The organism is Pseudooceanicola endophyticus (genome assembly GCF_018760365.1).
Classification (GTDB): Bacteria; Pseudomonadota; Alphaproteobacteria; order Rhodobacterales; family Rhodobacteraceae; genus Pseudooceanicola; species Pseudooceanicola endophyticus.
On sequence record NZ_JAHIAB010000011.1, the window covers coordinates 61,939 to 85,324 of the forward strand.

The following is a 23,386-nucleotide window of genomic DNA, read 5'->3' on the forward strand; positions in this document are numbered from 1 at the left end:
GGTTTGCCTCTGCGCTCAGGGTACGATGACGGTGGGAACCGGGGCGCTTTGCGCCAGCCCCAGCGGAACCGAGCCGAAGACCCGGCTGGCCATGGAATTGCTGCCGGAGCGTCCGACGCAGATCATCCGCGCGCCCTTGGCCCTGGTGATCTCGAGGATCAGTTCGACCACCTGGCCGTAACGGATCTCGGCGGTGGCCTCGACGCCGGCGGCGGTGCATTGCGCCAGCGCCGGGGTCAGGATCGCCTCCTGGGCGCGGGCCATTTCCTGCTTGCGGCGGCCGTGGCGCTCCTCGACCTCCTGCGGGGTGAGGAAGGAATAGGGCGACCATTCCAGCACATGCACGATGTGCAGCGCCGCCCCCGATTTGCTGGCCCTGTCGATGGCATAGGCCAGAACTGTCTTGCTGTCGTCGTCGCTCTCGTAGGCAACAACGATTATCTCTTTCGTCATTGAAGTGACTCCCCTTATAAAACCGGGCCCTGTCTTGTGGCTCTGCCTCCCGCAGGAGGCGGCAGTCGGGTCCCGTTTCCGCGGACGATGCCGCATGTGCCAAGCCTGCCTTGCAGGCTTCCCCTTTGTCATTTTTTTTCGCCGCCATGTCCGTCTGGCATGGTACGAACGCGGCCTGTTTCAGCTCTCTCCTTCCGGGCTGCCCCGATTGGCGGGCACTCACTGGATTTTGCTGAGGCGGTCAATGGGAATCGCCCGCGCCGGCCTGCGACCAAGGCACAGGTCCGGCGGGGGGACCGGTCGAATTTTCGATAAACGGAATTTGCGCGGCGGCGGGAACTGGTCTAATCAGACTCCTGACGGCCCAGAAGGCCCGTTCCTTTCAAGAATTCATGCTTGGTGCTGTGGGAGCATCGGGGTGGCGGAGGGTAACGGGTGAGGCCGACCCTCCGTTCTTGTTTGGCGTGCCAGGGGGGCCTCAGAACAGGCCCAGCACGAAGCCGATCACGGTCGGCCCCAGCACCGCGTAGCCCCCGTCGATCAGGATCAGCCGCCAGGCCCGCATGGCGTGGGTGTAGGACATGGCCATCCAGGGGGTGACCAGGAACAGGCCCAGCAGCGCGCCGGTCAGCGCCCCCTGCCAGGGGCCGTGGATCGGAGTCAGCGCCACCAGCTCGTGCAGCACGATCGCGGTCAGCAACATGGTCAGGAAGGCCAGGAAATACGGCAGGGTGTCCCGGGCATTGCGCGGGGCGCCGCGCCGGTCGCAGGGCACGCCCGAGGCCAGGCGCCACTGCTGGCGGAAGCTGCGGTACCATACGGTGCCGACGGCGGATCCGACGAGGGCCGACAGGATGATTGCAACGACGTCCATGCGCTCCTCCCGAGCGGGTCTTTGGGATGTCTTTATGCAATCTTAGGATGAATTCGCACAAGGGAATTCTTGTGGCCGGTCGAGGCGGGGGCGCTGCCCCCGTCGCGCCCCTTCGGGGGCGCGACTCCCCCGGGATATTTCCGGCCAGATGAACGAGCCGGTCCCGGGGAGCAGGGTCAGGCGAGGGTGCCGGCGGAGGCAAGCGCCAGCAGCAGGCCGCCGAAGATCAGGCGGTAGATCGCGAAGGAGGTGAAGCGGTGGGTCTGGATGAAGCCCAGCAGCCATTTCACCGCGATGAAGGCGGTCACGGTCGAGAAGACCACGGCGACGATCAGGGCCGTCCAGTCCTCGTGCACGATGCCGCCGTCCTTGATCTGCGAGAGCAGTTCGAAGCCCGAGGCGGCGTACATGGTCGGGATGCCGACGAGGAAGGCGAATTCGGTCGCGGCGGGGCGGTTCGAGGTGCCCAGCAGCATGGCGATGAAGATCGTCGTCGCCGAGCGCGAGGTGCCCGGGAAGACTCCGGCGACGATCTGCGCGATGCCCACGGCGATGGCCACCGTCCAGGTGATCCGGGCGCGGTCGGGCAGGCGGGCGGCGACGGTTTCCGCCAGGATCATCCAGACGCCGCCGATCACCAGCGCCCAGGCGACGGGGGTGATCCGGGTCGGCAGTTCGAAGCCCATCTTCTTGACGATGAGGCCGAGGACGCAGGTGATCACGAAGGCGACGATGATCTTCTGAAGATAGTCGCGGGCCTCGGGATCGGACCAGCCGGTCAGCAGGCTGACGATGCGTTTCCAGTAGATCAGCGTCACCGCCAGGATCGCGCCGGCCTGGATGACCACGTTGAAGAGTTCGGAGCGTTCGCCCAGCCAGTGCTCGGCGATGATCAGGTGGCCGGTGGAGGAGATCGGCAGAAATTCCGTGATCCCCTCGATGATGCCAAGGAGGGCGGCGTTGATGAAATCCATGGATGTATGATCCTGTGTGCTGCAAATCCGGTCGGGCCGGGACGGGTGCGAACCGCAGGTTTCCCGAGCCTCCCGGGAACTCGTAATGCGCGAATGCGCGGGGGGCTACTGTGCCGTGCGGGGATCGGCGGCAGGGCCCTGCCGGCCCGGCGGCTGCTGCGACGGGGGCGGGGCGGGGCAGGGGATGGCCCCCGGGGGCGAGGAACCCAGCAAAGGGGCCCGCCGCGCCCCTTCATATGTCATTCGTGGAATGCATTGGCCCAATATATACTGGTTTTGCCGGGGGCGCGCTGCGGGCAGGGCCCCGACCGGGGTCCGGACCGGACCGGGGGCGGGGCGCGGGCCCGGGGGCTTGGGATGCGGGGCGGCGGGAGACGGAGCGGGGCGTGCGATCACGCAGCTTTGACCGGCTGCCCGAATTTGGGGCGCTGCTGCGGGCCAAAGCCCAGGCCGGTGCCGGGGCTTTGGCCTCTGGGGGCCGGGTCCTCAGGTTGCGGGAAGGCGCAGGAGGTGCAGCGGACCGCTGACTTGCCAGCGCGTGCCGAACAGATCGGTGGTGCCTCGGGCGTCGGGCCGGGGCAGGAGCTGGTCGCGACCGCCGAGCGCCAGCAGCAGCGCGTTCTGTGCGGCCTCGGGGGTCCAGGTCTCAAGCGGGCCGTCGGGGGCCAGCGCCAGGGCCAGCACCGGGGCGCCCGTCGGGGTTCGTCCGGCCTGCCAGATCCGCAGCAGGCTGTGGCCGTCGGCGCTGCGCAGGGTCAGGTCGGCCGGGCGCGCGGCATGGAAGGCGAAGGCGGCGGTGGCGCCGGCGCGGGGCCGCCCGCCGATGTCCTGGCGCAGTGCCGCGACGACCGATTGCAGGCCGGGCCGGGGCACCTCGGTCCAGCCGTGGCGCTGCAGGATCGCGGCCAGCGCCGCGGCGGGCGCGCCTTCGCTTACTACTGAGACCGGCGGCAGGTCGGCGCCGTCCAGGGTCACGACCTGCAGCGGCAGGCGGCCGTCGGTGATCGCGCCGGCCAGGTCGGCGTAGCTTGTGTCGGCGCGGGCGGGCTGGTCGCGCAGCGGCGGCTGGTGGCTGGCGCCCAGCCAGATCGCCCCGGCCAGCCCGGCCAGCACCACGGGCAGCGCCAGCAGGGGCAGGGGCCTGCGGGATGGCAGAGGCCCGCGCAGCGCCTCGGCCAGGCCGAAGCCGATGACCATCCAGATCGCCCCGACCAGCCAGCCGTTCAGCACGTCCGAGAGGTAGTGCTCGACCAGGTAGACGCGGGTCAGCCCGAGGGTCAGCGCGGTGCCGACACCGGCGACGATGGCGAAGGTCGGGCCGATCAGCCGCTCTCTCCAGAGCACCAGGAACAGGCTGGCGTAAAGCGCGACCGAGATCGCGGCATGGCCGGAGGGGAAGCTGTTGGAGGTTTCCAGGAAGTACCCGATCTCGGGGCGGGCACGCCCAAAGGCGAGCTTCAGCAGCGTGACGGTGAGCGCATCGCCCAGCACCGAGACGGCAAAGCCCAGGGCGGCGGCGCGCCGTCCCCAGAGCCAAAGCCCGGCGATGGCGGCCAGGGTGACGGTGGTGGAGACGGGCACGTGGCCCAGCTGGGTCAGCGCTCCGGCCAGGGCCAGCCCGACGGGCGACCAGTAGGCCTGCGCCAGGTTCGAGACCCGATGGTCCAGCGCCGCCGTCTCGGGGAACAGCGCCAGGTCGAGCGCGCCATCGATGAAGAGGCCGGTGAGATAGATCAGCAGCACCGCCAGCGCGGTGGCCAGCAGGCCGCCGCCATGGCCGGGATCCAGCCGGCGGGCCAGGACCCGGGCGAGGCGCGGAAACCGCGCGGCCAGGTGGCGCGTGGGCGGCCAGGCCGACAACCGCTGGCGCAGGTCGGTCATGAAGCCCAGCAGGGCCGGTCCGCCGCGTCGGATCTGCCGGGTGATGATCCAGGTCACCGCCGTCACCAGCGCCAGCAGCCCCAGCGGAAGCACCAGGCGCGGCAGGTAGGGGGTGATCCGGGCCAGGATGTCTCCGGCGGCATAGCCCATGGCGACATGGACCAGCGCGTAGATCATGGCGCCGAGGATGTTCCAGATCACGAAGGTGCGGCGCGCCATCCCCGAGAGCGCGGCGGCCATGGCGGCAAAGCCGGTGACCGGCCCCAGGAAATGCCCGATCACCAGGGCCAGGGCGCCGCGCCGGCGCACCAGCTCTTGGGCGCGCTGGAAGGTCCGGTTGCGCGACAGGCCCGTCAGCCGGCTGCCAAGCCAGCGGGCGGAATGCCAGCTGGCCTCGCCGCCCAGAACCGCACCGATGGCGACGAACCAGGCCAGGTCGAAGAAATCGAGCTGCCCCAGGCGCACCAGCGAGCCGCCGGCATCCACGATCAGCGTGCCGGGCACGATGACGCCGGTCAGCCACCAGCCCTCCAGCAGGGAGGCGCAGCCGATGATCCAGTAGGCCCAGATGCCGAGGGACTCCAGCGTGGGCAGAAGGTGGCTGACGATGCTGTGCATGAACGGGTCCGGGCAGGGGGGCTTTGGGACCCAAGCTAGGGTGCCCGGGCCGGGGATGCCAGAGCGCGGGATCCCGGGGATTGCGATCCGCCGGGCGCGAGGCGATGGTTCCGGCAACAGCAGCAGGAGCCTTCATGCGACTTTTCCCTGGCCGCCGCACCGCCGGTATTCCCGCCCCGGTCTGGATCCTGGGGCTGGTCAGCCTGCTGATGGATGTCTCCTCCGAGATGGTCCAGAGCCTGATGCCGCTTTACCTGGCCGGCACGCTGGGCGCCTCGGCGCTGGCAATCGGCGCGATCGAGGGGCTGGCGGTCGCGGTGGCGACGGCGACGAAATACATCGCCGGCCTGCTGTCGGACCACGGGCCGGGGCCGAAGAAGCTGGCCGTGCTGGGCTACGGGCTGGCGGCGCTGTCGCGGCTGCTGCTGCCGATGGCGGCCAGTGTCGACACGGTGGTGATCGCGCGCGCGGTGGATCGGGTCGGCAAGGGCATCCGGGGGGCGCCGCGCGACGCGATCATCGCCGCCGTCACCCCGCCCGGGATCCGCGGTGCCAGTTTCGGCCTTCGCAAGTCGCTGGACACGGTGGGCGGTTTTGCCGGGCCGCTGCTGGCGGTCGCGGCCATGGCCGCGCTGGCGGGCAATATCCGGGGCGTCTTCTGGCTGGCGGTGATCCCGGCGGCGCTGGCGGTGCTGCTGCTGGCGCTGCGGGTTCCCGAAACCGCACGGCCCGAGGCGAAGACCCCGTTCCGCCTGGCCGAGGCGCTGCGTCTGAACCGGGCGGTCTGGGGCGTGATCGCGCTGGCAAGCCTGCTGATGCTGGCCCGCTTCAGCGAGGCCTTCGTACTGCTGAAGGCGCTGGATGCCGGGATGGCGGCGACCTGGGTGCCGCTGGCGCTGGTGCTGATGCACGCGGTCTACGGGCTTGCGGCCTACCCGGTGGGCAAAAGATCGGACCGCACGGGAGTGCGGGGGTTGCTGATCCTCAGCCTCGGCTTCCTGATGGCGGCGCATGTGGTGCTGGCGCTGTCGGGCTCGGTCTGGGCCTTCCTGCTGGGCACGGTGTTCTGGGGCCTGCACATGGGCTTTTCGCAGGGCCTGCTGGGGGCGATGATCGCGGGCGCGACGCCGCCTGCGCTGAAAGGCAGCGCCTTCGGCACCTTCAACCTTGTGACCGGGGGCGTGCTGCTGCTGGGCAATGTCGCCGCCGGCGCGCTCTGGAGCGGTTTCGGCCCCGCCGCGCCCTTCTGGGCGGGGGCGGTGCTGTCGCTGGCGGCGCTGCTCTGGCTGCTCTCTCAGCGCTCTTCGGCGCCGTCCAGATAGGGGTGGCAGGCGCCGTGCCGGTCGCGCATCCGGTAGCGGGCGCCGTCCTGCGACACCACCGCGCCCCGCGCCAGCGGCACCTTGCCGGCGCCGCCCGGCAGGTCCAGCACGTAATGCGGGATGCACAGGCCCGAATGGTGCGCCCGCAGCGCCTCGATCAGGTCCTGCCCCTCGGCAATCGAGGTGCGGAAATGCCCGGTGCCACGCGCCAGGTCGCCGTGGTGCAGGTAGTAGGGCTTCACCCGGTTGCGCAGCAGCGCCTTGAACAGCCGCCCCAGCACTTCTTCTGAATCGTTGATCCCCTTCAGCAGCACCGACTGGCTGAGCATCGGGATGCCCCGCCCGACGATCCGGGCGATGGCGGCGCAGGCGGCCTCGGTCAGCTCGTCGGGGTGGTTGACGTGCAGCACCACGAAGGCGGTGGGGCCTGCGGTCAGCGCGTCCAGCAGATCCTCGCTCACCATCTCGGGGGCGGCGACGGGGACGCGGGTGTGGAATCGGGTCAGGCCGACATGCGGGATCGTGGCCAGATCGCCCAGCACCTCGGCCAGCCGGCGCGGCGAGAGGGTCAGGGGGTCGCCGCCGCTGAAGATGACCTCCCAGATCTCCTCATGGGTGCGGATGTAGTCGAGCGCGGCGGCCCGCTGCGCGGAATCGAGGCCGCGCGACCCCGGCCCGACGCTTTCGCGGCGAAAGCAGAAGCGGCAGTAGACGGCGCAGGTCTTCAGCAGGTTCAGCAGCACCCGGTCGTCGTAGCGGTGCACCACGCCCGCGACCGGGGAATGGGCGTCATCGCCGATCGGGTCGTCCAGCTCCTGCGGGGTTTCCGAAAGTTCCTCGGCCGAGGGCAGGTACTGGCGGGCGACGGCGCCCTCGGGATCGGCGTGCAGGATGGTCTCGGACAGGGATTCGGTGACCGAGATCGCGTAGCGGTCGGCCACCTGCTGCAGCGCGGGGGTGATCCCGGCGGGCAGCAGACCCAGATCCTCCAGATCGCCCAGAGAGCGGGCGCCCTTCTTCGCACTTGCCATGACGCCTTCCTTGCGCTGCCCCCGGGGGCCGGGGAAAGCGCGGAATGTACCCTTCCCGCCCAGCGGCGCAAGGGCCGCCGTGGCTTACGGTGCGGGCGGGCTCCAGCCGTCGGTGAGGGTGTCGAGGAAGGCCACGATGTCGCGGACCTCGCTTTCCTCAAGCGCCGGCTGCGCGCCAAGGGGCCGGTCGAAAGGCGGATCCACGGTGTCGAGATTGCCGCGCAGGTCCTTTGGCAGGTCGCTCGGATCGGCCTGCCCGTAGACCAGCTTCGGATCGGTAGAGCGGTCCACGTAGAAGCGCACGACCTCGGGCAGGGTGTGGTAGACGCCGTTGTGGAAGAAGGCGCCCCGGGTCGCCACGTTGCGCAGCGAGGGCGTCTTGAAGAGGCCGCAATTGGCGCGCGGCTTCGCATAGGCATCGTCGCGCATCGGCCCGCAGAGGCCAAGGTCGAACCAGCCGGGATCGGCATTCGCCGGGATCGCCGGGTTGCGGGGCACGCCGAGCGCCTCGTATTCGTAATCGGTGAAGACCGGCGGGCGGCCATCGGCATCGGCGGTGTCGATGTGGCAGTCGGCGCAGTTGCCCTTCTTCGGATCGTTGAACAGCACGCGCCCGCGCTCCTCGGCGGGGGTCAGGGTGGCTTTGCCCGCCAGCCAGGCGTCGTACTTGCTGTCATAGGGGTGGAAGGCCGGATCCTCGACCTGGTAGCGGGCCAGGGCGAACTCGGCCTCGGCGACCAGCAGGGTGTCGTCCTTCAGGATCTGCGGCCCGAAAAGTGCCGAGAGGCGCGCGCCGTAGCCTGTGCGCAGATGCGCCGCCAGGGTCGCGGTGTCGGTATTCGCCATCTCGTAGGGGGCCATCAGCGGGCCGTTCGCCTGGGCCTGCAGGGTCGCCGCGCGGCCATCCCAGAACATGCCGCCCCGGGGCACCATGTTGGCGGCGGCATCGGCACCCTTGGCCTGGGTCGGCGCCAGGGTGGCGACGGCCAGCGTGCCGGTGGCGGGGGCCTGGGTGTTGCCGGAAACCGCCATCGGGCTGGCTTCGCCCTGTTCGTCGGCCTCGCTCACGGGCCCGACCGAGAAGGGTGGCGTGCGGTCGCGATAGGTCAGGGACGGTACGGCGCGGAAGCCGGGCGCGGTGCCCCCGGGCCCGCCCCGGGCGATCTCGGAGGCGCCAAGGTCGCCCTTCACCACCGCGCTGCCGGGACCGGGGGCGAAATGGTTGGCCGGGTCGTGGCAGCTGGCGCAGGACATCTCTCCGGTGCCAGACAGATGGGGGTCATGGAACATGTCGCGGCCCATGGCGGCCATGGCACTAAGTTTGGTGTCGGCATGGGCGGGCAGGCCCGCGCAGAGGATCAGCAGGGCGGTGGACAGGGAAACCCGCCGCGCCTTTGCGCGACGGGTCCGGTCCCCGGCAGGGGGCAAGGGGATCATGCGTCCTCAGCCCTTCGCATTGCCCGTTTCGGGGTCCAGCAGCAGGGGGCCTGCCTTCGGCGCGGCCCAGTCGAACATGCCATTCAGGGACCCCGCCAGCGCATCGAAGGAGCCCTGGCCCAGGCGCTGACCGCCCATCCAGTTGTCTTCGATGAAGCGCATGACCGAGGTCTGGTCGGTCAGGGTGTGATCGACATGGTTGACCTTCGCGTAGGGCGAGACGACCAGCAGCGGCTGGCGGGTGCCGTAGCCGCAGCGGCCCTGGACCGGCAGGCCCGAGACACCCGGCAGCGGCGTTCCGGCACCGCATTTGTCGCCGTTCAGCACGTCATAGCCCGGCACCGGGATCTGCGAGGGGTTCACCACCGCCATGGCGTGATCGTACCATCCGTCGGAGTCGTCATAGGCGATGACGATGGCGGTATCCTTCCAGAACGGCGATTGCTGGATCGCGTTGATCGCCTTCACCACGAAGGCCTGTTCGTCCAGCGGGTCGGAGTAGCCGGCATGGCCGTCCTCGAAGCCCGCGCCCTTCAGGAAGCTGACCTGGGGCAGGTTGCCGGCCTTCAGCGCCGCATAGAAGTCCGTCAGGTCGTACTGGTGGTTGGCGCCGCCGTCATGATCGGTGCCGACGACCTCGGCCGAAGCCGGGCGGGTGTGCTCGGGGTTGGCGGTCGAGGCATAGTACTGGAACGGCTGGTGGTGCGGGATGTAGTCGACCTCGCTGACGTTGGTGACGTCGGAATGGGTCGTGCGCGCGCAGCCGGTGGTGCCGTTGGCATTGGTGGCGGTCAGGTCGAAGCCGCCCTCGAACCAGCCCCAGGTCATGTGACGCGCGTTCATCATGTCGCCGATGTTGTGGCCGCTCATCAGCGCGGTCTTGCCCTTCGAACAGACGTCGCCCGTCGGATCGAGGTCCGAGATCATGGTCCAGTTGCCCTGGCCATCGGGGACGACGCGGCCCTTGTCGTAGCTGCCGTCGGCCTCAAGCTGGTAGCCCGGCGGCAGGGCCATGCCGTTGGTCTGACCCGAGATCAGGTTGATCGCGCCCGGGGTCGAAGGCCCGAAGGTCGTCGAGAAGGAACGGTCGTTCATCGCGTAGTGCTGGGCGTAGTTCCACAGGGCGGTGACGGTGTTGCCGTCGTAATAGCCCATGACCTGCCCCCTGGTGCCGAAGCTGCCGGCGCCGCCGTCCGAACCGCGCCCGGTGTTCTTCGGGAAGAGGTCCATCTTGCCGCCGTCATAGGCGGCCTGTTCGGCGGTATAGCCGTGGTTCTGGTCGGCCGAGGCCGCCTGGGTGCGGTCCATCCGGAACGGGCCCGCCGCGTCGCTGCCATTGGCGGCGCCGGCGTTGGGGTTGTTTTCCAGCAGGCCGGCATGGGCCAGCGTGTCGATATCGTCGGGGGTGCCGGGGGCGGCGGTGAAGGCGGGCTCTCCCTCGGGGTTCGCGGCCTTGGGGTAGGTGGCAAAGTAGTGATCGAAGGAGACGTTCTCCTGGAAGATCACCACCAGGTGCTTGATCGGGGTCGCGGTGTTGGGCGCGGCGGGTGCTTGCGCCATCACCGGCGTGACAGAGGCGGACAGCAGCGCGCAGGCAGCCGTTGCCGCGACGCCGCGATGGGCGAGGCGGGAGGACAGGCGGGACATCGGGGGTTCCTCGCGAAAGCGTTTCGGTGCGACCGGGAAACCGGCCCCGAAGGCGCGCACGGTCCGGGCGGCAAGGGGCTTGCCGCTCCGGTGGCTGGGGCCTGCGGGGCCGGGCTGATCCGGACAGGGCCGGGTTAGGCGCCGCATGTGACAGTTTCGCGATGGCCGTGATCACGCCGGCATCACCGTTTCGAGAGGGGGGTGTTCAGGCCGGCAGGCGGCTTTCCTCGGCGATGAAATTGCGCACGAAGGCGGTTGCGGGGCGGCTGCGGATCTCGGAGGGGGCGCCGACCTGCTCGATCCGGCCCATCGACATGACGGCGACGCGATCGGCGAGGGTCAGCGCCTCTTCCTGATCATGGGTCACAAAGACCGTGGTCAGGCCGGTGGCATCGTGGATCTCGCGCAGGCCGGTGCGCAGTTCCTTGCGGACCTGGGCATCAAGCGCGCCGAAGGGTTCGTCCAGCAGCAACATGCGCGGCTCGGTCGCCAGGGCGCGGGCCAGGGCGACGCGCTGGCGCTGCCCGCCCGAAAGCTGGCCCGGGTAGCGCTGCGCGATGTCGGGCAGGCGGATCAGCTCCAGCAGGTGCTGGACGCGTCGGGCGATCTCGGCCCGGGTGGGGCGTTCGGCGCGGGGGCGGGCGCGCAGCCCGTAGGCGATGTTCTCGAACACGCTCATGTGGCGGAACAGCGCGTAGCTTTGGAACACGAAACCGGCACGGCGCTTCTGGACCGGCGTGCCGATGGCATCCGCCCCGTCCAGCAGCACCCTGCCGGAGCTGGGCTGTTCAAGCCCGGCAAGGATGCGCAGCAGCGTCGTCTTACCCGAGCCCGAAGGCCCCAGCAGCGCCACCATCGCCCCCGAGGGGATCGAAAGCGATACCGGGTGCAGCGCCGGGGTGGCCCCGTAGGACTTGGCGATCTCGTCGATGTCGATATGCACGTCGTGCCTCCTTTGCAGTGGGGATCAGTGACGGCGGGTCGCGGCCAGAAGGTCCGCGTGGCGCCATTCGAGGAAGGATTTCAGCGCCAGCGTCACCAGCGCGAGCGTCGCGAGCAGCGCCGCCATGGAGAAGGCGGCGGTCGAAAGATATTCGTTGTAAAGCATCTCGATCAGGATCGGCATGGTGGTGGTCTGGCCTCGGATCTTGCCCGAGATCACCGCGACGGCGCCGAATTCCCCCATGGCGCGGGCATTGCACAGCAGCACGCCGTAGAGCAGCGCCCAGCGGACATTGGGCAGGGTCACGGTGCGCAACATCCGCCAGCCCGAGGCGCCCAGGGTCAGCGCGGCCTCTTCCTCGGCCCGGCTCTGTTCGGCCATCACCGGGATCAGTTCGCGGGCCACGAAGGGGAAGGTGATGAACAGCGTCGCCAGCACCAGGCCGGGCAGGGCGAAGACGATCTTCAGATCATGGGCCTTCAGCCAGTCGCCCAGCACCCCGCCCGAGCCATAGAGCAGCACCAGCGCCAGCCCCGCCACCACCGGCGAGACCGAGAAGGGCACGTCGATCAGCGTGATCAGCAGCGCCTTGCCGCGAAAGTCGAACTTGGCGATGGCCCAGGCGGCCGCCAGGCCCGCGGCGGCGTTCAGCGGCAGGGCGATGGCCGCGACCAGCAGCGTCAGCCGGATCGCCGCCAGGGCGTCGGGCTGGCCGATGGCCTGAAGGCTGGCCAGCGGCCCGGCGCGCAGGGCCTCGGCGAAGACCACCGCCAGGGGGGCCAGCAGCAGCACCGCCGTCAGCGCCAGCACGACCGAGGAGAGGGCGAGGCGCACGGAGCGCGCCTCGGTGGTGACGGGGGTGGCGTGCAGGGCGGTGTCAGCCATGGCGGGGGACCTCGCGCAGATGGCAGCGGCGGCAGCGTGGCCGGGGGGCGACCCTCATGCCCAGCATCACCGCGCCCAGCAGGGCGCCCGGCACCAGCAGCCAGGCCAGCAGCGCCAGGCCAAGGCCCGCGCCCGCCAGCCCCACCAGAAAGGCCGAGATCAGCCCGATGGCGCCGAAGCCTGCGGCCAGAAGGAACCCTGTGGCCGGGGGAAGCCGGCGGTCGGGGGCGTAGAAGAAAGTTCTGTCAGACATGTCCGATCCTCCGTCGTGTCCAGACCTGGGTGGCATTGATCAGCAGCAGCATCCCGAAAGAGATGCCAAGCATGGCCAGGCCGATGGCCGTGGCCGCGTCGTAGTCGTATTCCTCCAGCCGGATGACGATCAGCAGGGGGGCGATCTCGGTCTTGCCGGGCAGGTTGCCGGCGATGAAGATGACCGATCCGTATTCCCCGACCGAGCGTGCCAGCGACAGTGCGAAGCCGGTCATCAGCGCCGGGCTGAGCACCGGCAGCACCACCCGGCGCAGGGTCGTCCAGCGGCTGGCGCCCAGCGTTGCCGAGGCCTCTTCCCATTCCGGCGCGATCTCGTCGATCACCGGCTGGACGGTGCGCACCACGAAGGGCAACCCGACGAAGATCAGCGCCAGCCAGATCCCGGCCTCGGTATAGGCGATGTGCAGGCCCAGGGGTTCCAGCAGGCGCCCGAAGGCGCCGTTCGGGGCATAGAGCGTCGTCAGCGCAATGCCGGCGACGGCGGTGGGCAGGGCGAAGGGCAGGTCCACCGCCGCATCGATCAGCCGCCGCCCCGGGAAGCGGTAGCGGGCCAGGACCCAGGCCAGCGCCGCGCCGAAGACCAGGTTGAAGAGCGCGGCGATCAGGGCGGCGCGGAACGACAGCAGCAGCGCCGCGCCGACCCGGGCCGATCCCAGGTGATGCAGGACCTGGCCCGGCCCCATCGCCAGCCCCTTGCCCAGCAGCGCCGCCAGCGGCAGCAGCACGACCACCGAAAGCGCGCTTAACAGCAGGCCCAGGGCCAGCGGGAACCCCGGCAGCGGAGAAGAGGTGCGCAGCATCCCCTTACTCCCCGTAGATCTGGTCGAAGATCCCGCCCGATCCGAAGAAGGCGGGCTGCACCTTGGCCCAGCCGCCGAAATCGGCGATCGACATCAGCTGAAGATCGGGGAACTGGGCCAGCTCTGCCGGCGGCACCAGCGAGGTGTCCCAGGCGCGGTAGTGGTTGTGCACCGCCAGGGCCTGCGCCTCGGGGGAATAGAGGTGTTGCAGGTAGGCTTCGGCGGCGGCGCGCTGGTCGGCGTCCTTGATGTTGCCCTCCAGCAGCGCCACCGGCGGCTCGGCCCGGATCGAGACCGAGGGCACGACGATCTCGAACTTGTCATGGCCCAGCTCGTCGAGGGCCAGCAGGGCCTCGTTCTCCCAGGCCAGCAGCACATCGCCGGTGCCGCGTTGCGTGAAGGTGGTGGTGGCGCCCCGCGCGCCGGTGTCCAGAACCGGCACATGCTGGTAAAGCTGGCTGACGTAATCACGCGCGGCGGCCTCGTCCCCGCCATGGGTCTTCAGCGCCCAGCCCCAGGCCGCGAGGAAGTTCCAGCGCGCCCCGCCCGAGGTCTTGGGGTTCGGCGTGATCACCTGCACCCCGTCCTTCACCAGGTCGCCCCAGTCGTGGATGCCCTTCGGGTTGCCCTTGCGCACCAGGAACACGATGGTCGAGGTATAGGGCGCGGAATTGTGCGGCAGCTTGCCTTCCCAGTCCTTCGGCAGGGCGTCGCTGCGCGCGGCAATGGCATCAAGGTCCGAGGCCAGCGCCAGGGTGGCCACCTGGGCATCCAGCCCGTCGATCACCGCCCGGGCCTGCGCGCCGGATCCGCCGTGGCTTTGCTCGATCGTCACGGGGCCGTGGCCCTGATCCTGCCACCACTTGGCGAACAGCGTGTTGTAGGCGCGGTAGAATTCCCGTGTCGGATCGTAGGAAACGTTGAGGATCTTGGTATCGGCGAAGGCAGGCTGGGCCAGCGCCGAGCCGGTCAGAAGCGCGGCCAGGATCGGCCCTGCGCTCCGGGTCAGAAGAGTGCGGGTCATGGAAAGCTCCGGAATAGGAAAGGGTCAGGCCAGCCGGGGATCCGGCGGCAGGATCTGGACGCGCCAGCGGCGCGGGTCGCGGCCCAGCATCATCTCGCGGGCGGCCTGCTCGGTGTCGCGGGCATAGACCGTCAGCAGCCGACCGTTGATCCGGTAGGCCTGGCCGGTGCCGCAGGCCACGAAGCGCAGGGCGCGGACGGGACGCGGAGACGGGGAAACAGGGGACATTCGGGACCTCCTTTCGGGATGGCGGGGAGCAGCCCCGCAATATCCTAAATATCTACCGATCTTGTCGATAAAAGGAGGGAAAGCTTTTGCCGTTCCGGGGAGGACGCGGAGAAGATTATTCTCCGGCGGGGTCCGTCGGCGCGGCCCCGATTTCCCGAGGCGTCGCACCCGCCGCCGCGCGGGCGACGGTTTCTTCAAGAATCGCAGGGGTTTTCAGCAGGTCGTGCAGGGTCAGCGACTCGATCAGCAGCAGGTAGCTGTAGAAGACCTCTCCGAAGATCCGGCGCAGCTGGCAGGTTTCCTCGTCCGTGCAATCGTCGCAGCGCCGGTAGGAGCGGCGCGACAGGCAGGGCAGCGGCGCCATCGGCCCCTCGATCAGCTGCAGCAGCTCGCCCAGGGAAATCTTCTCGGGCGGGCGGATCAGGAAGTAGCCACCCGAGCGGCCCCGCTTGGCCCCGAGGTAGCCCGCCTTGCGCAGATCCAGCAGGATATGTTCGAGGAACCGCTTGGGCGCACCCGAGCGCTGCGCGACCTCTTCGATGGTCAGCGCCTCGCCCGGCTTCAGGGAGCCGAGCGCCATCAGAGATTTCAGGGCGTACTTGGCCTTCTGGGTAATCATGACAGAACTTAAACACCAAATTCACGGCAGGGAAAGTCGGCTTTTCGCCTATACACGATAAACACGGTAGACTTTAAGGTGTTTTGGGTCATGCTGATCCCCGGAAACCGACTCTTGAAAGGGAGCGCGATGAAGCTGGACCGGATCGACCGCAAGATCATTGCCGTTCTGATGGCGGATGCGACGGTGCCTCTGGCGCGGCTGTCCCATGAGGTGGGGCTGACGCAGACGCCGTGCTGGAAGCGGGTGCGCAAGCTTCAGGAGGCCGGGGTGATCCGGGCCCGGGTGGCGCTGGTCGACCCCGAGCACCTGGGCCTGGGGCTGACCGCCTTTGCCGGGGTGTCGGCGCCGGATCAGGGCGCCGAATGGCACCGCCGCTTCGCCGCCGTGCTGGAGGACATCCCCGAGGTGATGGAGGCCTACCGCCTGACCGGCAGTCAGGATTATGTCCTGCGCATCGTGGCCCGCGACATGGCCGACTTCGAGCGCATCCGCAGTGGCCTGACAGAGGCCATTCCGATCCGCGACCTGACCACCAGCTTCGCCCTGCAACGGCTGAAGTCCGAAACGGCCCTGCCGGTGGATACCCGTACCGCCTGAGGCGAGGTCAACCCATCCGACACGCCTATGTGGTGGCTTTTTGGTGCGCTTGTGCACAGTATAAAGTTCAGGAATGGTATTAGTTCAATAATGTAGAAAAGAGTTGCCGACAAACAGCGTCTAATCACCGGCGGCGTGCGGGTCTATCTCTCCTTCATCAGACGCAACACACCGCGTCACCCTTACAAACGCACACGAAGGAACAGACCCATGAAACGCGCAGCTCTTGCTCTTACCGCCCTGATCGCCGCCACCACCGCCGGCGCCGCCTTTGCCAACACCGACGCCGCCTATGTCACCGAAACGGTGCCCGCCTCGGCCGTCTACGCTTCGCCGGAAAACCACGGCATCACCGGCAACGTCACGCTGACCTCGGGCACGAGCGTCCAGAAATCGGCCGCCCTGCTGAACGTCTCCGATCGTCAGGACCGCGACCTCGCTCTGGCCGACAACATCACCGTGACCGCCTTCCCCCGCGCCGACGTGCCCTTCCTGGCCTCCTCGGGCCGCTAACCCCGCGCCGCACCTCTGAGACATGAAAGGATCAATGCCATGAAATTCGCAGCTTCTGCCCTCACCGCCCTGATCGTCGCCAGCACCGCCGGCGCCGCCTTTGCCAACACCGACGCCGCCTATGTCACCGAAACGGTGCCCGCCTCGGCCGTCTACGCTTCGCCGGAAAACCACGGCATCACCGGCAACGTCACGCTGACCTCGGGCACGACCGTCCAGAAATCGGCCGCCCTGCTGAACGTCTCCGACCGTCAGGACCGCGACCTCGCGCTGGCCGACAACATCACCGTGACCGCTTTCCCCCGCGCCGACGTGCCCTTCCTGGCCTCCTCGGGCCGCTGAGCCCGGCCAGGACAGCATCCGGATATGAAAGGAACATGGCCATGAAACGCGCCGCTTCCCTCATGACCGCCCTGCTGGTCGCCACCTCGGCCGGCGCGGCTGCCGCCAATACCGACGTCGCCGCCTACACGAACGAGATGGTGCCGGCCTCGGTGCTCTACTCCTCGCCGCGGGCCCTTGGCCCGGACGGTTCGGTCCTGTCGACCTCCGGCATCGCCCGCCTGCAATCGGCGGCCCTGTCGGATGTTCCGGGCCAGGGGGACCAGAGCCGGACGCTGACCGACCCCGCGCCCGTCACCGGCCTGCCGGACTGACGCCGCACCCGGGCCGCGCGCCCGGACCCCGCAGGGCCAGAAGGCCCTTGCCAGGACCCCGGAGGTCCGTCCCGCCCTTTTCGGGCCGGGATGGCCCTCCGGGGTCTTCTTTGTCGGAATGACGACTCCGTGATCGATGCCGCGAATTTTCCACTTCGGGATTGTAATGTTATAACATCCTGAATAAGGATGCCCGCCAACTCCGGTTCCAGAGCGCGGCCATCGACATGATCCCGAAAACCTCCTTTTCCGTTTCCCTGCTGGGGCGCCCGGCCTGGCAGCGCCTGCTTGGCGCGCTGGCGATCCTGGCCTGCCTCTGGCTGGCGATCCTCTGGGCGGTGGTGCTGCCATGACCTCTGCCGCCATCCGGTTCCAGGACGTGACCGTCGCCTATGACCGGCATCCCGCCCTGCATCACCTGACCGGCAGCTTCGATCCCGGCAGCCTGACCGCCATCGCCGGTCCGAACGGCGCCGGCAAGTCGACCCTGCTGCGTGCCCTGATGGGCGAGCTGGCGCCGGTGACCGGCCGGATCGAGCGCGGTGGACTGGCGTTACGCGACCTGGGCTACCTGCCGCAGGCCGCCGCGATCGAGCGCGGCTTTCCGATCACCGTCGCCGATACGGTGATCCTGGGCGGCTGGCGGCGCATCGGCAGTTTCCGGGGCGTGACCCGCGCGCTGCGGCGCCGCGCCGCCGAGGCGCTTGAGGCCGTGGGGCTGGAAGGGTTCGACGCCCGCCCGGTCAGCGCGCTGTCCGCCGGCCAGTTCCAGCGCGTACTGTTCGCGCGGCTGCTGGTGCAGGACGCCCCGGTCATCGTGCTGGACGAACCCTTTACCGCCATTGACGCCCGCACCACCCGCGACCTGCTGGACATCGTTACCCGCTGGCACGGAGAGGGCCGCACGGTGATCGCCGTGCTGCATGATTTCGATCAGGTCCGGGCGCATTTCCCGCAGACCCTGCTGCTGGCGCGGGACCTGATCGGCTGGGGGCCGACCCGGGACACGCTGACCCCGGCCAACCTGCGCCGCGCCCGTGCCATGGCCGAGGCCTGGGACGAGAGCGCCGCGATCTGCGACATCCCCCCGGAGACCCGCTCATGAGCGTTTATTCCCTGATCTTCCAACCCTTTGCGGAATACGGCTTCATGCGGCGGGCGCTGGTTGCCTCGGTCTGTCTGGGCATCGGCGCAGGGCCGGTCGGCGTGCTTCTGATGCTGCGCCGGATGAGCCTTGTGGGCGATGCCATGAGCCACGCGGTGCTGCCCGGTGCCGCCATAGGCTTTCTGATCGCCGGAAACCTGTCCCTGCTGGCGATGGGGCTGGGCGGGCTGGTGGCCGGGCTCAGCGTGGCCCTGCTGGCCGGGCTGGTCAGCCGCACCACCACCCTGCGCGAGGATGCCAGCTTTGCCAGCTTCTACCTGACCTCGCTGGCGCTCGGCGTGCTGATCGTGTCGCTCAGGGGCTCCAACATCGACCTGCTGCACATCCTTTTCGGCACCATCCTGGCCATCGACGCCCAGGCGCTGGTGCTGGTGGGCACGATCAGCTCTGTCACGCTGGTGCTGCTGGCGCTGGTCTACCGCCCGCTGGTGGCGGAATGCTTCGACCCGGGCTTCCTGCGCGCGGTCGGCGGGCGCGGATCGCTTTATCACGGGCTGTTCCTGTTCCTGGTGGTGCTGAACCTTGTGGCTGGGTTCCAGGCCCTGGGCACGCTGATGGCGGTGGGGCTGATGATGCTGCCCGCAGCCATTGCCCAGCTCTGGGCGCGCAGCCTGCCGGCGATGTTCGCCATCGCCACCGGGGCGGCGGCGCTCTCGGGGTTCGTGGGCCTGCTGCTGTCCTATCACCTGCGTTTCGCCTCGGGGCCGACGATCATCCTGACCGCCAGCGCGCTCTATGCGGTGTCGCTTCTGACCTGTCCGTCCGGCGTGCTGCGCCGGCTTCTCAAACGCCCGCATCTGGCGGGCTGACCCAAAGGAGTTCCCATGAAACCCTTCCTTCGTCCGCTGGCCGGTGCCGGCGTGCTGGCCCTGGCCCTGGCCGGGGCTGCCCAGGCCCGGACCGTCGATGCGGTCGCCAGCTTCTCGGTTCTGGCCGACGTGGTGCAGAATGTCGGCGGTGATCACGTCAAGGTGCGCAGCCTGGTGCCCGCCAACGGCGACCCGCATGATTACGAACCCTCCCCCGAGGATGCCAAGGCGGTGAAATCCGCCGCCGTCACCTTCCTGAGCGGCGAAGGCCTGGAAACCTGGTTCCAGCGTCTGGCCAAGGCCTCGGGCGCGAGCCTGGCGCCGGTGGTGGTCTCCGATGGCATCAAGACCCACAGCTTCGAAGAGGACGGCCGCACCGTCACCGATCCCCACGTCTGGAACAGCGCCGCCAACGTGCTGATCTGGGTCGACAATATCGAGGCCGCCCTGGTCAAGGCCGACCCCGAGGATGCCGATGCGATCCACGCCAGCGCCGAGGCCTACCGGGCCAAGCTGAAGGCGCTCGACGCCTCGATCAAGGCCGCGCTGGCGCCGATCCCGGTGGATCAGCGCAAGGTGCTGACCAGCCACGACGCCTTCGGCTACTATGGTGCGGAATACGACGTGACCTTCCTGTCCCCGCTCGGCGTCTCGACCGAGACGGAGGCCTCGGCTGCCGATGTCGCGGAGCTGATCAAGCAGATCAGGAAGGAAGGCGTGAAGGTCTACTTCCTGGAGAATTCCAACGACTCGCGGCTGGTCAAGCAGATCGCCTCGGCCACCGATGCGCAGCCCGGCGGGGAACTGTACCCCGAGTCGCTCTCTGGCTCCGACGGCCCGGCGCCGAGCTATCTGGACCTGATGGCCTACAACACCAAGCAGATCGTTTCCGCGATTTCGGGCAAGTGATCTGAAAGGGCGCTGGCCCCCGTCAGGGGCGGCGTCCGCAAGAGGGCCTGCCGGGGATTTCCCGCGCAGGCCCTCTTCGTTTCAGCCGCGACCGCGGTAGGGCGGCACGCCCTGGTCGGGGATCCAGACGCTTTCGGGCATCGGGCCGGTCTGCCAGAACACGTCGATCGGGATGCCGCCGCGCGGATACCAGTAGCCGCCGATGCGCAGCCACTGCGGCTCCAGGAACTCGGCCAGGCGGCGGCCGATCGAAACCGTGCAGTCCTCGTGGAAGGCGCCGTGGTTGCGGAAGGCCCCCAGGAACAGTTTCAGCGACTTGCTTTCGACCAGCCATTCGCCCGGCACGTAGTCGATCACCAGATGCGCGAAATCGGGCTGGCCGGTCATCGGGCAGAGCGAGGTGAACTCGGGCGCGGTGAAGCGCACGTTGTAGGCGGTGTCGGCCTGCGGATTGGCCACGCGTTCCAGCTCTGCCTCTTCCGGAGAGGTCGGCAGGACGGTAGCGCCGCCCAGCTGCTTGAGATTGCTGTAGATGGAGTCGGTCATGGGTCGGTCCTTCCTGCGGTTCAGACGCCGCGCTGGTTGCCCCAGACCAGGACATGCAGCTGCGGCAGGACCCGGGGGGTGTACCAGCGGTCGCCGGTGACGGTTTCGATCAGCCAGCGCAGGCGCGCGGTGGCGACATCCAGATCGACCGGCTGGTCCGGATCGACCTCGGGGTTGCCGGGCTGGAGGTAGAGCGGCAGTTCCGGGTGGCGCGCATGGGCATCCCGGGCCCAAGCGTAATCGGCGTCATCGAAGACGACAATCTTCATCACCGCACGGGCCGGGCCGGCGGCCTCCAGGCATTGCGCAAAGCGGTCCCAGTCGGGATTTTCGCCGCTCGACGGTGGCTTGGGGCTGAGCACGAGCGTATCGAGATCGGCGAACCAGGGCTGGGCGATGCTGCCCTGGGTCTCGCAGGCGAAGCGGTATCCCTTGGTGCGGCCAAGCGCGATCAGCGGGCCGAAGTCCTGGATCGCGGGGTTCCCCCCCGAGATCGACACGGTCAGCGGCAGCCCGCCCGAGAGGCGCTCGACCTCGGCCATCACGGCCTCGGGGGTCATTGGCAGCCAGTCGTGACGGTAGCGGCTGTCGACCGCATGCAGGCTGTCGCACCAGCTGCATCGGTAGTCGCAGCCACCGGCGCGCACGAAGACCGTGGGTTCCCCGATCAGCACGCCCTCGCCTTGTATGGTGGGGCCGAAGATTTCGACGATGCGCAGGGTCACGGGCGGTACTCGGCCCAGGTCTTGGGCGTCTCCGAAACCTTCACGGCGCTGGTTTCCGCCCAGCGTTCGCGGCACCAGTCGAAGAAGTGGCGGGCCAGCGCTTCGGCGGTGGAGGGCATGTTCAACACTTCGTTGAGGTGCCGATGATCGAAATGATCGTCGATGTAGTCCTTCAGCGCCTTCAGCTCGTGATAATCGCGCACGAAGCCGTCGCCGTTCAGCCGGTCCGAGGCCAGCTCGACCACCACGACGTAGTTGTGCCCGTGCAGCCGCGCGCATTGGTGATCGGCGGGCAGGTGGCCCAGCTGGTGGGAGGCCGAGAAGTGGAATTCCTTGGTGATGCGGTACATCAGCGGCCCTCCCGCTCGGCAATGGCCTGGCGCCAGAAGTCCGGGTCCTCGTAGGAGGTCGGATCGGGGATGCCGGCCAGTTCGAAGGCCTCGCGGCGCTCGACGCAGGTGCCGCAGCGCCCGCAGTGATGCGCGCCACCCTTGTAGCAGGACCAGGTCTGCGCGAAGGGCGTGCCATGGGCGGCGCCGTCGCGCACGATGTCGGCCTTGCTGAGGTTCACGTAGGGCGTCCAGAGCGCCACCTCGGCATAGCCGTCGAGGGCCTCGCGCTGCATCGCGTCGAAGGCGCGGGCGAAACCCGGACGGCAGTCGGGGTAGATGAAGTGATCACCGCCATGGACCGCGGTGGCGACGGCCTCGTCGCCCTGGGCGGCGGCGATGCCATAGGCCACGGTCAGCATGATGGCGTTGCGGTTCGGGACCACGGTGATGCGCATGGTCTCTTCGGCATAGTGGCCGTCGGGCACCTCCAGGTCGTCGGTCAGCGCCGAACCGGTCAGCGCCGCGCCGATCGCGCGCATGTCGATGACGTGATGCGGCACCGAGAGCCGCTCGGCGGCGTCGCGGGCATAGTCCAGCTCCTTGCGGTGGCGCTGGCCGTAATCGAAGGAGACAAGGCGGGTCAGTTGCCGGGTCCGGGCCGTGACATGGGCCAGGGAAACGGAATCCAGTCCGCCGGAGCAGATGACGAGGGTCTTCATGGTAAAACAGTCCTTGTTTTGATGACCGGGTAGGCTGCGACCGGTGCGCGGGGCTTCTAGAAGGTCGGGACCTGCACCGCAAGGGGGCACCCTGCGGCGGCGAAACCTTGCCGAACCGGCGCGCAGGCGGGCGATCCGGGCGGTTTCGGCCCCATCGGGGGGCTGCGGCGCTTTTCCCAATAGATGAATATTGCATATGCCTTTAACAGGTCCGCAACAGGGCTTTCAGAGAAGAGGCACGGGCGACCATGTTCGATTCCGAAGACGACGTGCCGGCCCCGACCGGCAACGGGGCGCCCCCGCGCGATGCCCCTTTCGAACAGATCGTCGAGCTGGCCCGGCTGGTCCTGGACGTGCCCTTCGCCGAGATTCGCCTGAACGAGCGGTCGCGCGACTGGCTGCGGGCGACCTCGGGGATCACCCTGCCGGGCGGCATTTCCGGGGATCGGTTCTGCACCCTGACCCTGGCCGGATCGGATCCCCTGGTGGTGCGCGACAGCAAGCTGGATCCGCGGTTTCGCGGCCCCCCCGCCCATGTCGGGCCGCCCGGGGGGCGTGCGGGTCTGGGCGTGCCGCTGCACCGGGCCGATGGCCGGCCCTTGGGGGTGATCTGCGCCTACGATATCCATCCGCGCTCCTTCTCCGGGCAGGAGGTGGAGATCATGCAGAACCTCGCCGCCATCGTCCTGAAGGAGCTGGAGCTGCTGGAGCTGGCCGACAGCGACGGTCTGACCGGCGCCATGAGCCGCCGCGCCTGGATGGCTGCCGCCACCCGCCAGCTGGCCGTGGCCCGCCAGAAGGGCAGCCCGCTGGCGCTGGTGATGCTGGATATCGATCACTTCAAGCAGGTCAATGACACCCACGGCCACGGTACCGGCGACCTGGTGCTCAGGGAGCTGGTGCGGCGCTGCCGGGCGCGGCTGCGGCCCGGCGACCTGTTCGGGCGCATCGGCGGAGAGGAATTCGCCGTGCTGCTGCCCGGGCGCGATGCCGAGGCGGCGCGGCGCTGTGCCGAACGGCTGCGCGGGGGGATCGCCGAAACCGCCTTCGAGGATCCGGCGCGGGGGCTGCGCCTGTCGGTGACCGCCAGCCTTGGGGTCTGCCTGGTGCCGGACCATGCCGCCCTGGCCGAGGGGCTGGCCGCCGCCGACGAGGCGCTCTACCGGGCCAAGCGCGACGGGCGCAACCAGTGCTGCCTGTCCCGCGCTGAGGCGCCGCCGCTGCCGCGCGGGGCAGCGGTTTCCCTAGGGGAAGAGCGCCACCTGCCGGGATCGTGATCGCCCCGGGGCCGATCTGGCCGCCGCGGTTCATTGACCCTTGCTTCGGATGACTTCTAGTGTCCGCGCGCGCGACCCTGCCCGGGCGCGCGCAACTCTTCCGATTGCCTTCGATCAAAGGACCCT

28 protein-coding genes are annotated in these 23,386 nt (G+C 69.0%); 10 read left to right on the top strand and 18 right to left on the bottom strand.

All coding sequences use genetic code 11. The features are described from left to right. Positions 1–15 precede the first annotated feature (15 nt). The 4 genes from KM176_RS17900 to KM176_RS17915 form a co-directional block, all read right to left on the bottom strand. Entirely contained in the window at positions 16–453 is a 438-nt protein-coding gene (locus tag KM176_RS17900; protein ID WP_160896109.1) for a universal stress protein, read from the bottom strand. 478 nt (positions 454–931) lie between these two features. Then, positions 932–1,327: a DUF1761 domain-containing protein gene (locus KM176_RS17905; RefSeq protein ID WP_160896110.1), complete on the bottom strand. Its 396-nt coding sequence runs from the start codon at positions 1,325–1,327 to the stop codon at positions 932–934. Between the two features lie 176 nt (positions 1,328–1,503). Then, positions 1,504–2,301, bottom strand: coding sequence for an undecaprenyl-diphosphate phosphatase (locus KM176_RS17910; protein WP_160896111.1), 798 nt, complete (start codon positions 2,299–2,301; stop codon positions 1,504–1,506). Between the two features lie 486 nt (positions 2,302–2,787). Continuing rightward, complete coding sequence (locus KM176_RS17915) at positions 2,788–4,800, bottom strand: bifunctional DedA family/phosphatase PAP2 family protein (RefSeq protein WP_160896112.1); 2,013 nt, start codon at positions 4,798–4,800, stop codon at positions 2,788–2,790. 134 nt (positions 4,801–4,934) lie between these two features. Here KM176_RS17915 and KM176_RS17920 point away from each other — a divergent pair, with 134 nt between their 5' ends. Next, the gene (locus KM176_RS17920; protein WP_160896113.1) at positions 4,935–6,122 is read left to right on the top strand and encodes an MFS transporter; all 1,188 of its coding nucleotides are present in this window, start codon (positions 4,935–4,937) and stop codon (positions 6,120–6,122) included. Here the strand turns inward: KM176_RS17920 and KM176_RS17925 are convergent. The 10 genes from KM176_RS17925 to KM176_RS17970 all read right to left on the bottom strand — a co-directional run bounded on the left by KM176_RS17925 (position 6,095) and on the right by KM176_RS17970 (position 15,009). Continuing rightward, positions 6,095–7,153 (bottom strand): lysine-2,3-aminomutase-like protein, encoded by a 1,059-nt coding sequence (locus KM176_RS17925; RefSeq protein WP_160896114.1) that lies wholly within the window; start codon positions 7,151–7,153, stop codon positions 6,095–6,097. The genes KM176_RS17920 and KM176_RS17925 overlap by 28 nt on opposite strands. A gap of 84 nt (positions 7,154–7,237) precedes the next feature. Continuing rightward, positions 7,238–8,590 carry a cytochrome-c peroxidase gene (locus KM176_RS17930; RefSeq protein ID WP_160896115.1) on the bottom strand — a complete coding sequence of 451 codons (1,353 nt, stop codon included), beginning with the start codon at positions 8,588–8,590 and terminating at the stop codon, positions 7,238–7,240. 6 nt (positions 8,591–8,596) lie between these two features. Next, positions 8,597–10,237, bottom strand: a complete 1,641-nt coding sequence (locus tag KM176_RS17935) for a phospholipase C (RefSeq protein WP_160896116.1) — start codon at positions 10,235–10,237, stop codon at positions 8,597–8,599. A gap of 205 nt (positions 10,238–10,442) precedes the next feature. Next, positions 10,443–11,180: a sulfate/molybdate ABC transporter ATP-binding protein gene (locus KM176_RS17940; RefSeq protein ID WP_160896117.1), complete on the bottom strand. Its 738-nt coding sequence runs from the start codon at positions 11,178–11,180 to the stop codon at positions 10,443–10,445. A gap of 24 nt (positions 11,181–11,204) precedes the next feature. Further along, positions 11,205–12,065, bottom strand: a complete 861-nt coding sequence (cysW, locus tag KM176_RS17945; protein ID WP_160896118.1) for a sulfate ABC transporter permease subunit CysW — start codon at positions 12,063–12,065, stop codon at positions 11,205–11,207. After that, positions 12,058–12,318 carry a hypothetical protein gene (locus KM176_RS17950; RefSeq protein WP_160896119.1) on the bottom strand — a complete coding sequence of 87 codons (261 nt, stop codon included), beginning with the start codon at positions 12,316–12,318 and terminating at the stop codon, positions 12,058–12,060. The genes cysW and KM176_RS17950 overlap by 8 nt, the downstream gene beginning before the upstream one ends. Then, positions 12,311–13,138 carry a sulfate ABC transporter permease subunit CysT gene (gene cysT / locus KM176_RS17955; RefSeq protein WP_160896120.1) on the bottom strand — a complete coding sequence of 276 codons (828 nt, stop codon included), beginning with the start codon at positions 13,136–13,138 and terminating at the stop codon, positions 12,311–12,313. The genes KM176_RS17950 and cysT overlap by 8 nt, the downstream gene beginning before the upstream one ends. A gap of 4 nt (positions 13,139–13,142) precedes the next feature. Next, positions 13,143–14,162 carry a sulfate ABC transporter substrate-binding protein gene (locus tag KM176_RS17960; protein ID WP_160896121.1) on the bottom strand — a complete coding sequence of 340 codons (1,020 nt, stop codon included), beginning with the start codon at positions 14,160–14,162 and terminating at the stop codon, positions 13,143–13,145. A 24-nt stretch (positions 14,163–14,186) separates the two neighbouring features. After that, complete coding sequence (locus KM176_RS17965) at positions 14,187–14,390, bottom strand: hypothetical protein (RefSeq protein WP_160896122.1); 204 nt, start codon at positions 14,388–14,390, stop codon at positions 14,187–14,189. 115 nt (positions 14,391–14,505) lie between these two features. Beyond that, a complete protein-coding gene (locus tag KM176_RS17970) occupies positions 14,506–15,009 on the bottom strand; it encodes an RrF2 family transcriptional regulator (RefSeq protein WP_160896123.1) in 504 nt (167 codons plus the stop codon). A 129-nt stretch (positions 15,010–15,138) separates the two neighbouring features. Here KM176_RS17970 and KM176_RS17975 point away from each other — a divergent pair, with 129 nt between their 5' ends. The 8 genes from KM176_RS17975 to KM176_RS18005 all read left to right on the top strand — a co-directional run bounded on the left by KM176_RS17975 (position 15,139) and on the right by KM176_RS18005 (position 19,661). Continuing rightward, positions 15,139–15,609: an Lrp/AsnC family transcriptional regulator gene (locus tag KM176_RS17975; protein WP_160896124.1), complete on the top strand. Its 471-nt coding sequence runs from the start codon at positions 15,139–15,141 to the stop codon at positions 15,607–15,609. Positions 15,610–15,819: 210 nt separating this feature from the next. Continuing rightward, positions 15,820–16,122, top strand: a complete 303-nt coding sequence (locus KM176_RS17980) for a hypothetical protein (RefSeq protein ID WP_160896125.1) — start codon at positions 15,820–15,822, stop codon at positions 16,120–16,122. A gap of 39 nt (positions 16,123–16,161) precedes the next feature. Further along, positions 16,162–16,464 carry a hypothetical protein gene (locus tag KM176_RS17985; protein ID WP_160896126.1) on the top strand — a complete coding sequence of 101 codons (303 nt, stop codon included), beginning with the start codon at positions 16,162–16,164 and terminating at the stop codon, positions 16,462–16,464. 41 nt (positions 16,465–16,505) lie between these two features. Continuing rightward, on the top strand, positions 16,506–16,778 hold the full coding sequence (locus tag KM176_RS17990) for a hypothetical protein (protein ID WP_160896127.1): 273 nt from the start codon (positions 16,506–16,508) through the stop codon (positions 16,776–16,778). Between the two features lie 227 nt (positions 16,779–17,005). Beyond that, positions 17,006–17,131 carry a hypothetical protein gene (locus KM176_RS25195; RefSeq protein ID WP_268946160.1) on the top strand — a complete coding sequence of 42 codons (126 nt, stop codon included), beginning with the start codon at positions 17,006–17,008 and terminating at the stop codon, positions 17,129–17,131. Continuing rightward, a complete protein-coding gene (locus KM176_RS17995) occupies positions 17,128–17,883 on the top strand; it encodes a metal ABC transporter ATP-binding protein (protein WP_160896128.1) in 756 nt (251 codons plus the stop codon). Before KM176_RS25195 ends, KM176_RS17995 begins: the two co-directional genes overlap by 4 nt. Continuing rightward, positions 17,880–18,752 carry a metal ABC transporter permease gene (locus KM176_RS18000; protein ID WP_160896129.1) on the top strand — a complete coding sequence of 291 codons (873 nt, stop codon included), beginning with the start codon at positions 17,880–17,882 and terminating at the stop codon, positions 18,750–18,752. Before KM176_RS17995 ends, KM176_RS18000 begins: the two co-directional genes overlap by 4 nt. A gap of 15 nt (positions 18,753–18,767) precedes the next feature. After that, complete coding sequence (locus KM176_RS18005) at positions 18,768–19,661, top strand: metal ABC transporter solute-binding protein, Zn/Mn family (protein WP_160896130.1); 894 nt, start codon at positions 18,768–18,770, stop codon at positions 19,659–19,661. An 81-nt stretch (positions 19,662–19,742) separates the two neighbouring features. On the opposite strand, the gene queF is transcribed toward KM176_RS18005, so the two are convergent. The 4 genes from queF to queC are packed head-to-tail and all read right to left on the bottom strand — an operon-like array spanning position 19,743 to position 21,983. After that, positions 19,743–20,207 carry a preQ(1) synthase gene (gene queF, locus KM176_RS18010; RefSeq protein ID WP_160896131.1) on the bottom strand — a complete coding sequence of 155 codons (465 nt, stop codon included), beginning with the start codon at positions 20,205–20,207 and terminating at the stop codon, positions 19,743–19,745. A gap of 20 nt (positions 20,208–20,227) precedes the next feature. After that, the gene (gene queE, locus KM176_RS18015) at positions 20,228–20,932 is read right to left on the bottom strand and encodes a 7-carboxy-7-deazaguanine synthase QueE (protein ID WP_160896132.1); all 705 of its coding nucleotides are present in this window, start codon (positions 20,930–20,932) and stop codon (positions 20,228–20,230) included. Continuing rightward, complete coding sequence (queD, locus tag KM176_RS18020; RefSeq protein ID WP_160896133.1) at positions 20,929–21,282, bottom strand: 6-carboxytetrahydropterin synthase QueD; 354 nt, start codon at positions 21,280–21,282, stop codon at positions 20,929–20,931. The genes queE and queD overlap by 4 nt, the downstream gene beginning before the upstream one ends. Continuing rightward, entirely contained in the window at positions 21,282–21,983 is a 702-nt protein-coding gene (gene queC / locus KM176_RS18025; RefSeq protein WP_160896134.1) for a 7-cyano-7-deazaguanine synthase QueC, read from the bottom strand. The genes queD and queC overlap by 1 nt, the downstream gene beginning before the upstream one ends. Before the next feature lie 248 nt (positions 21,984–22,231). Here queC and KM176_RS18030 point away from each other — a divergent pair, with 248 nt between their 5' ends. Next, positions 22,232–23,260 (top strand): sensor domain-containing diguanylate cyclase, encoded by a 1,029-nt coding sequence (locus tag KM176_RS18030; RefSeq protein WP_160896135.1) that lies wholly within the window; start codon positions 22,232–22,234, stop codon positions 23,258–23,260. Positions 23,261–23,386: the final 126 nt, after the last annotated feature.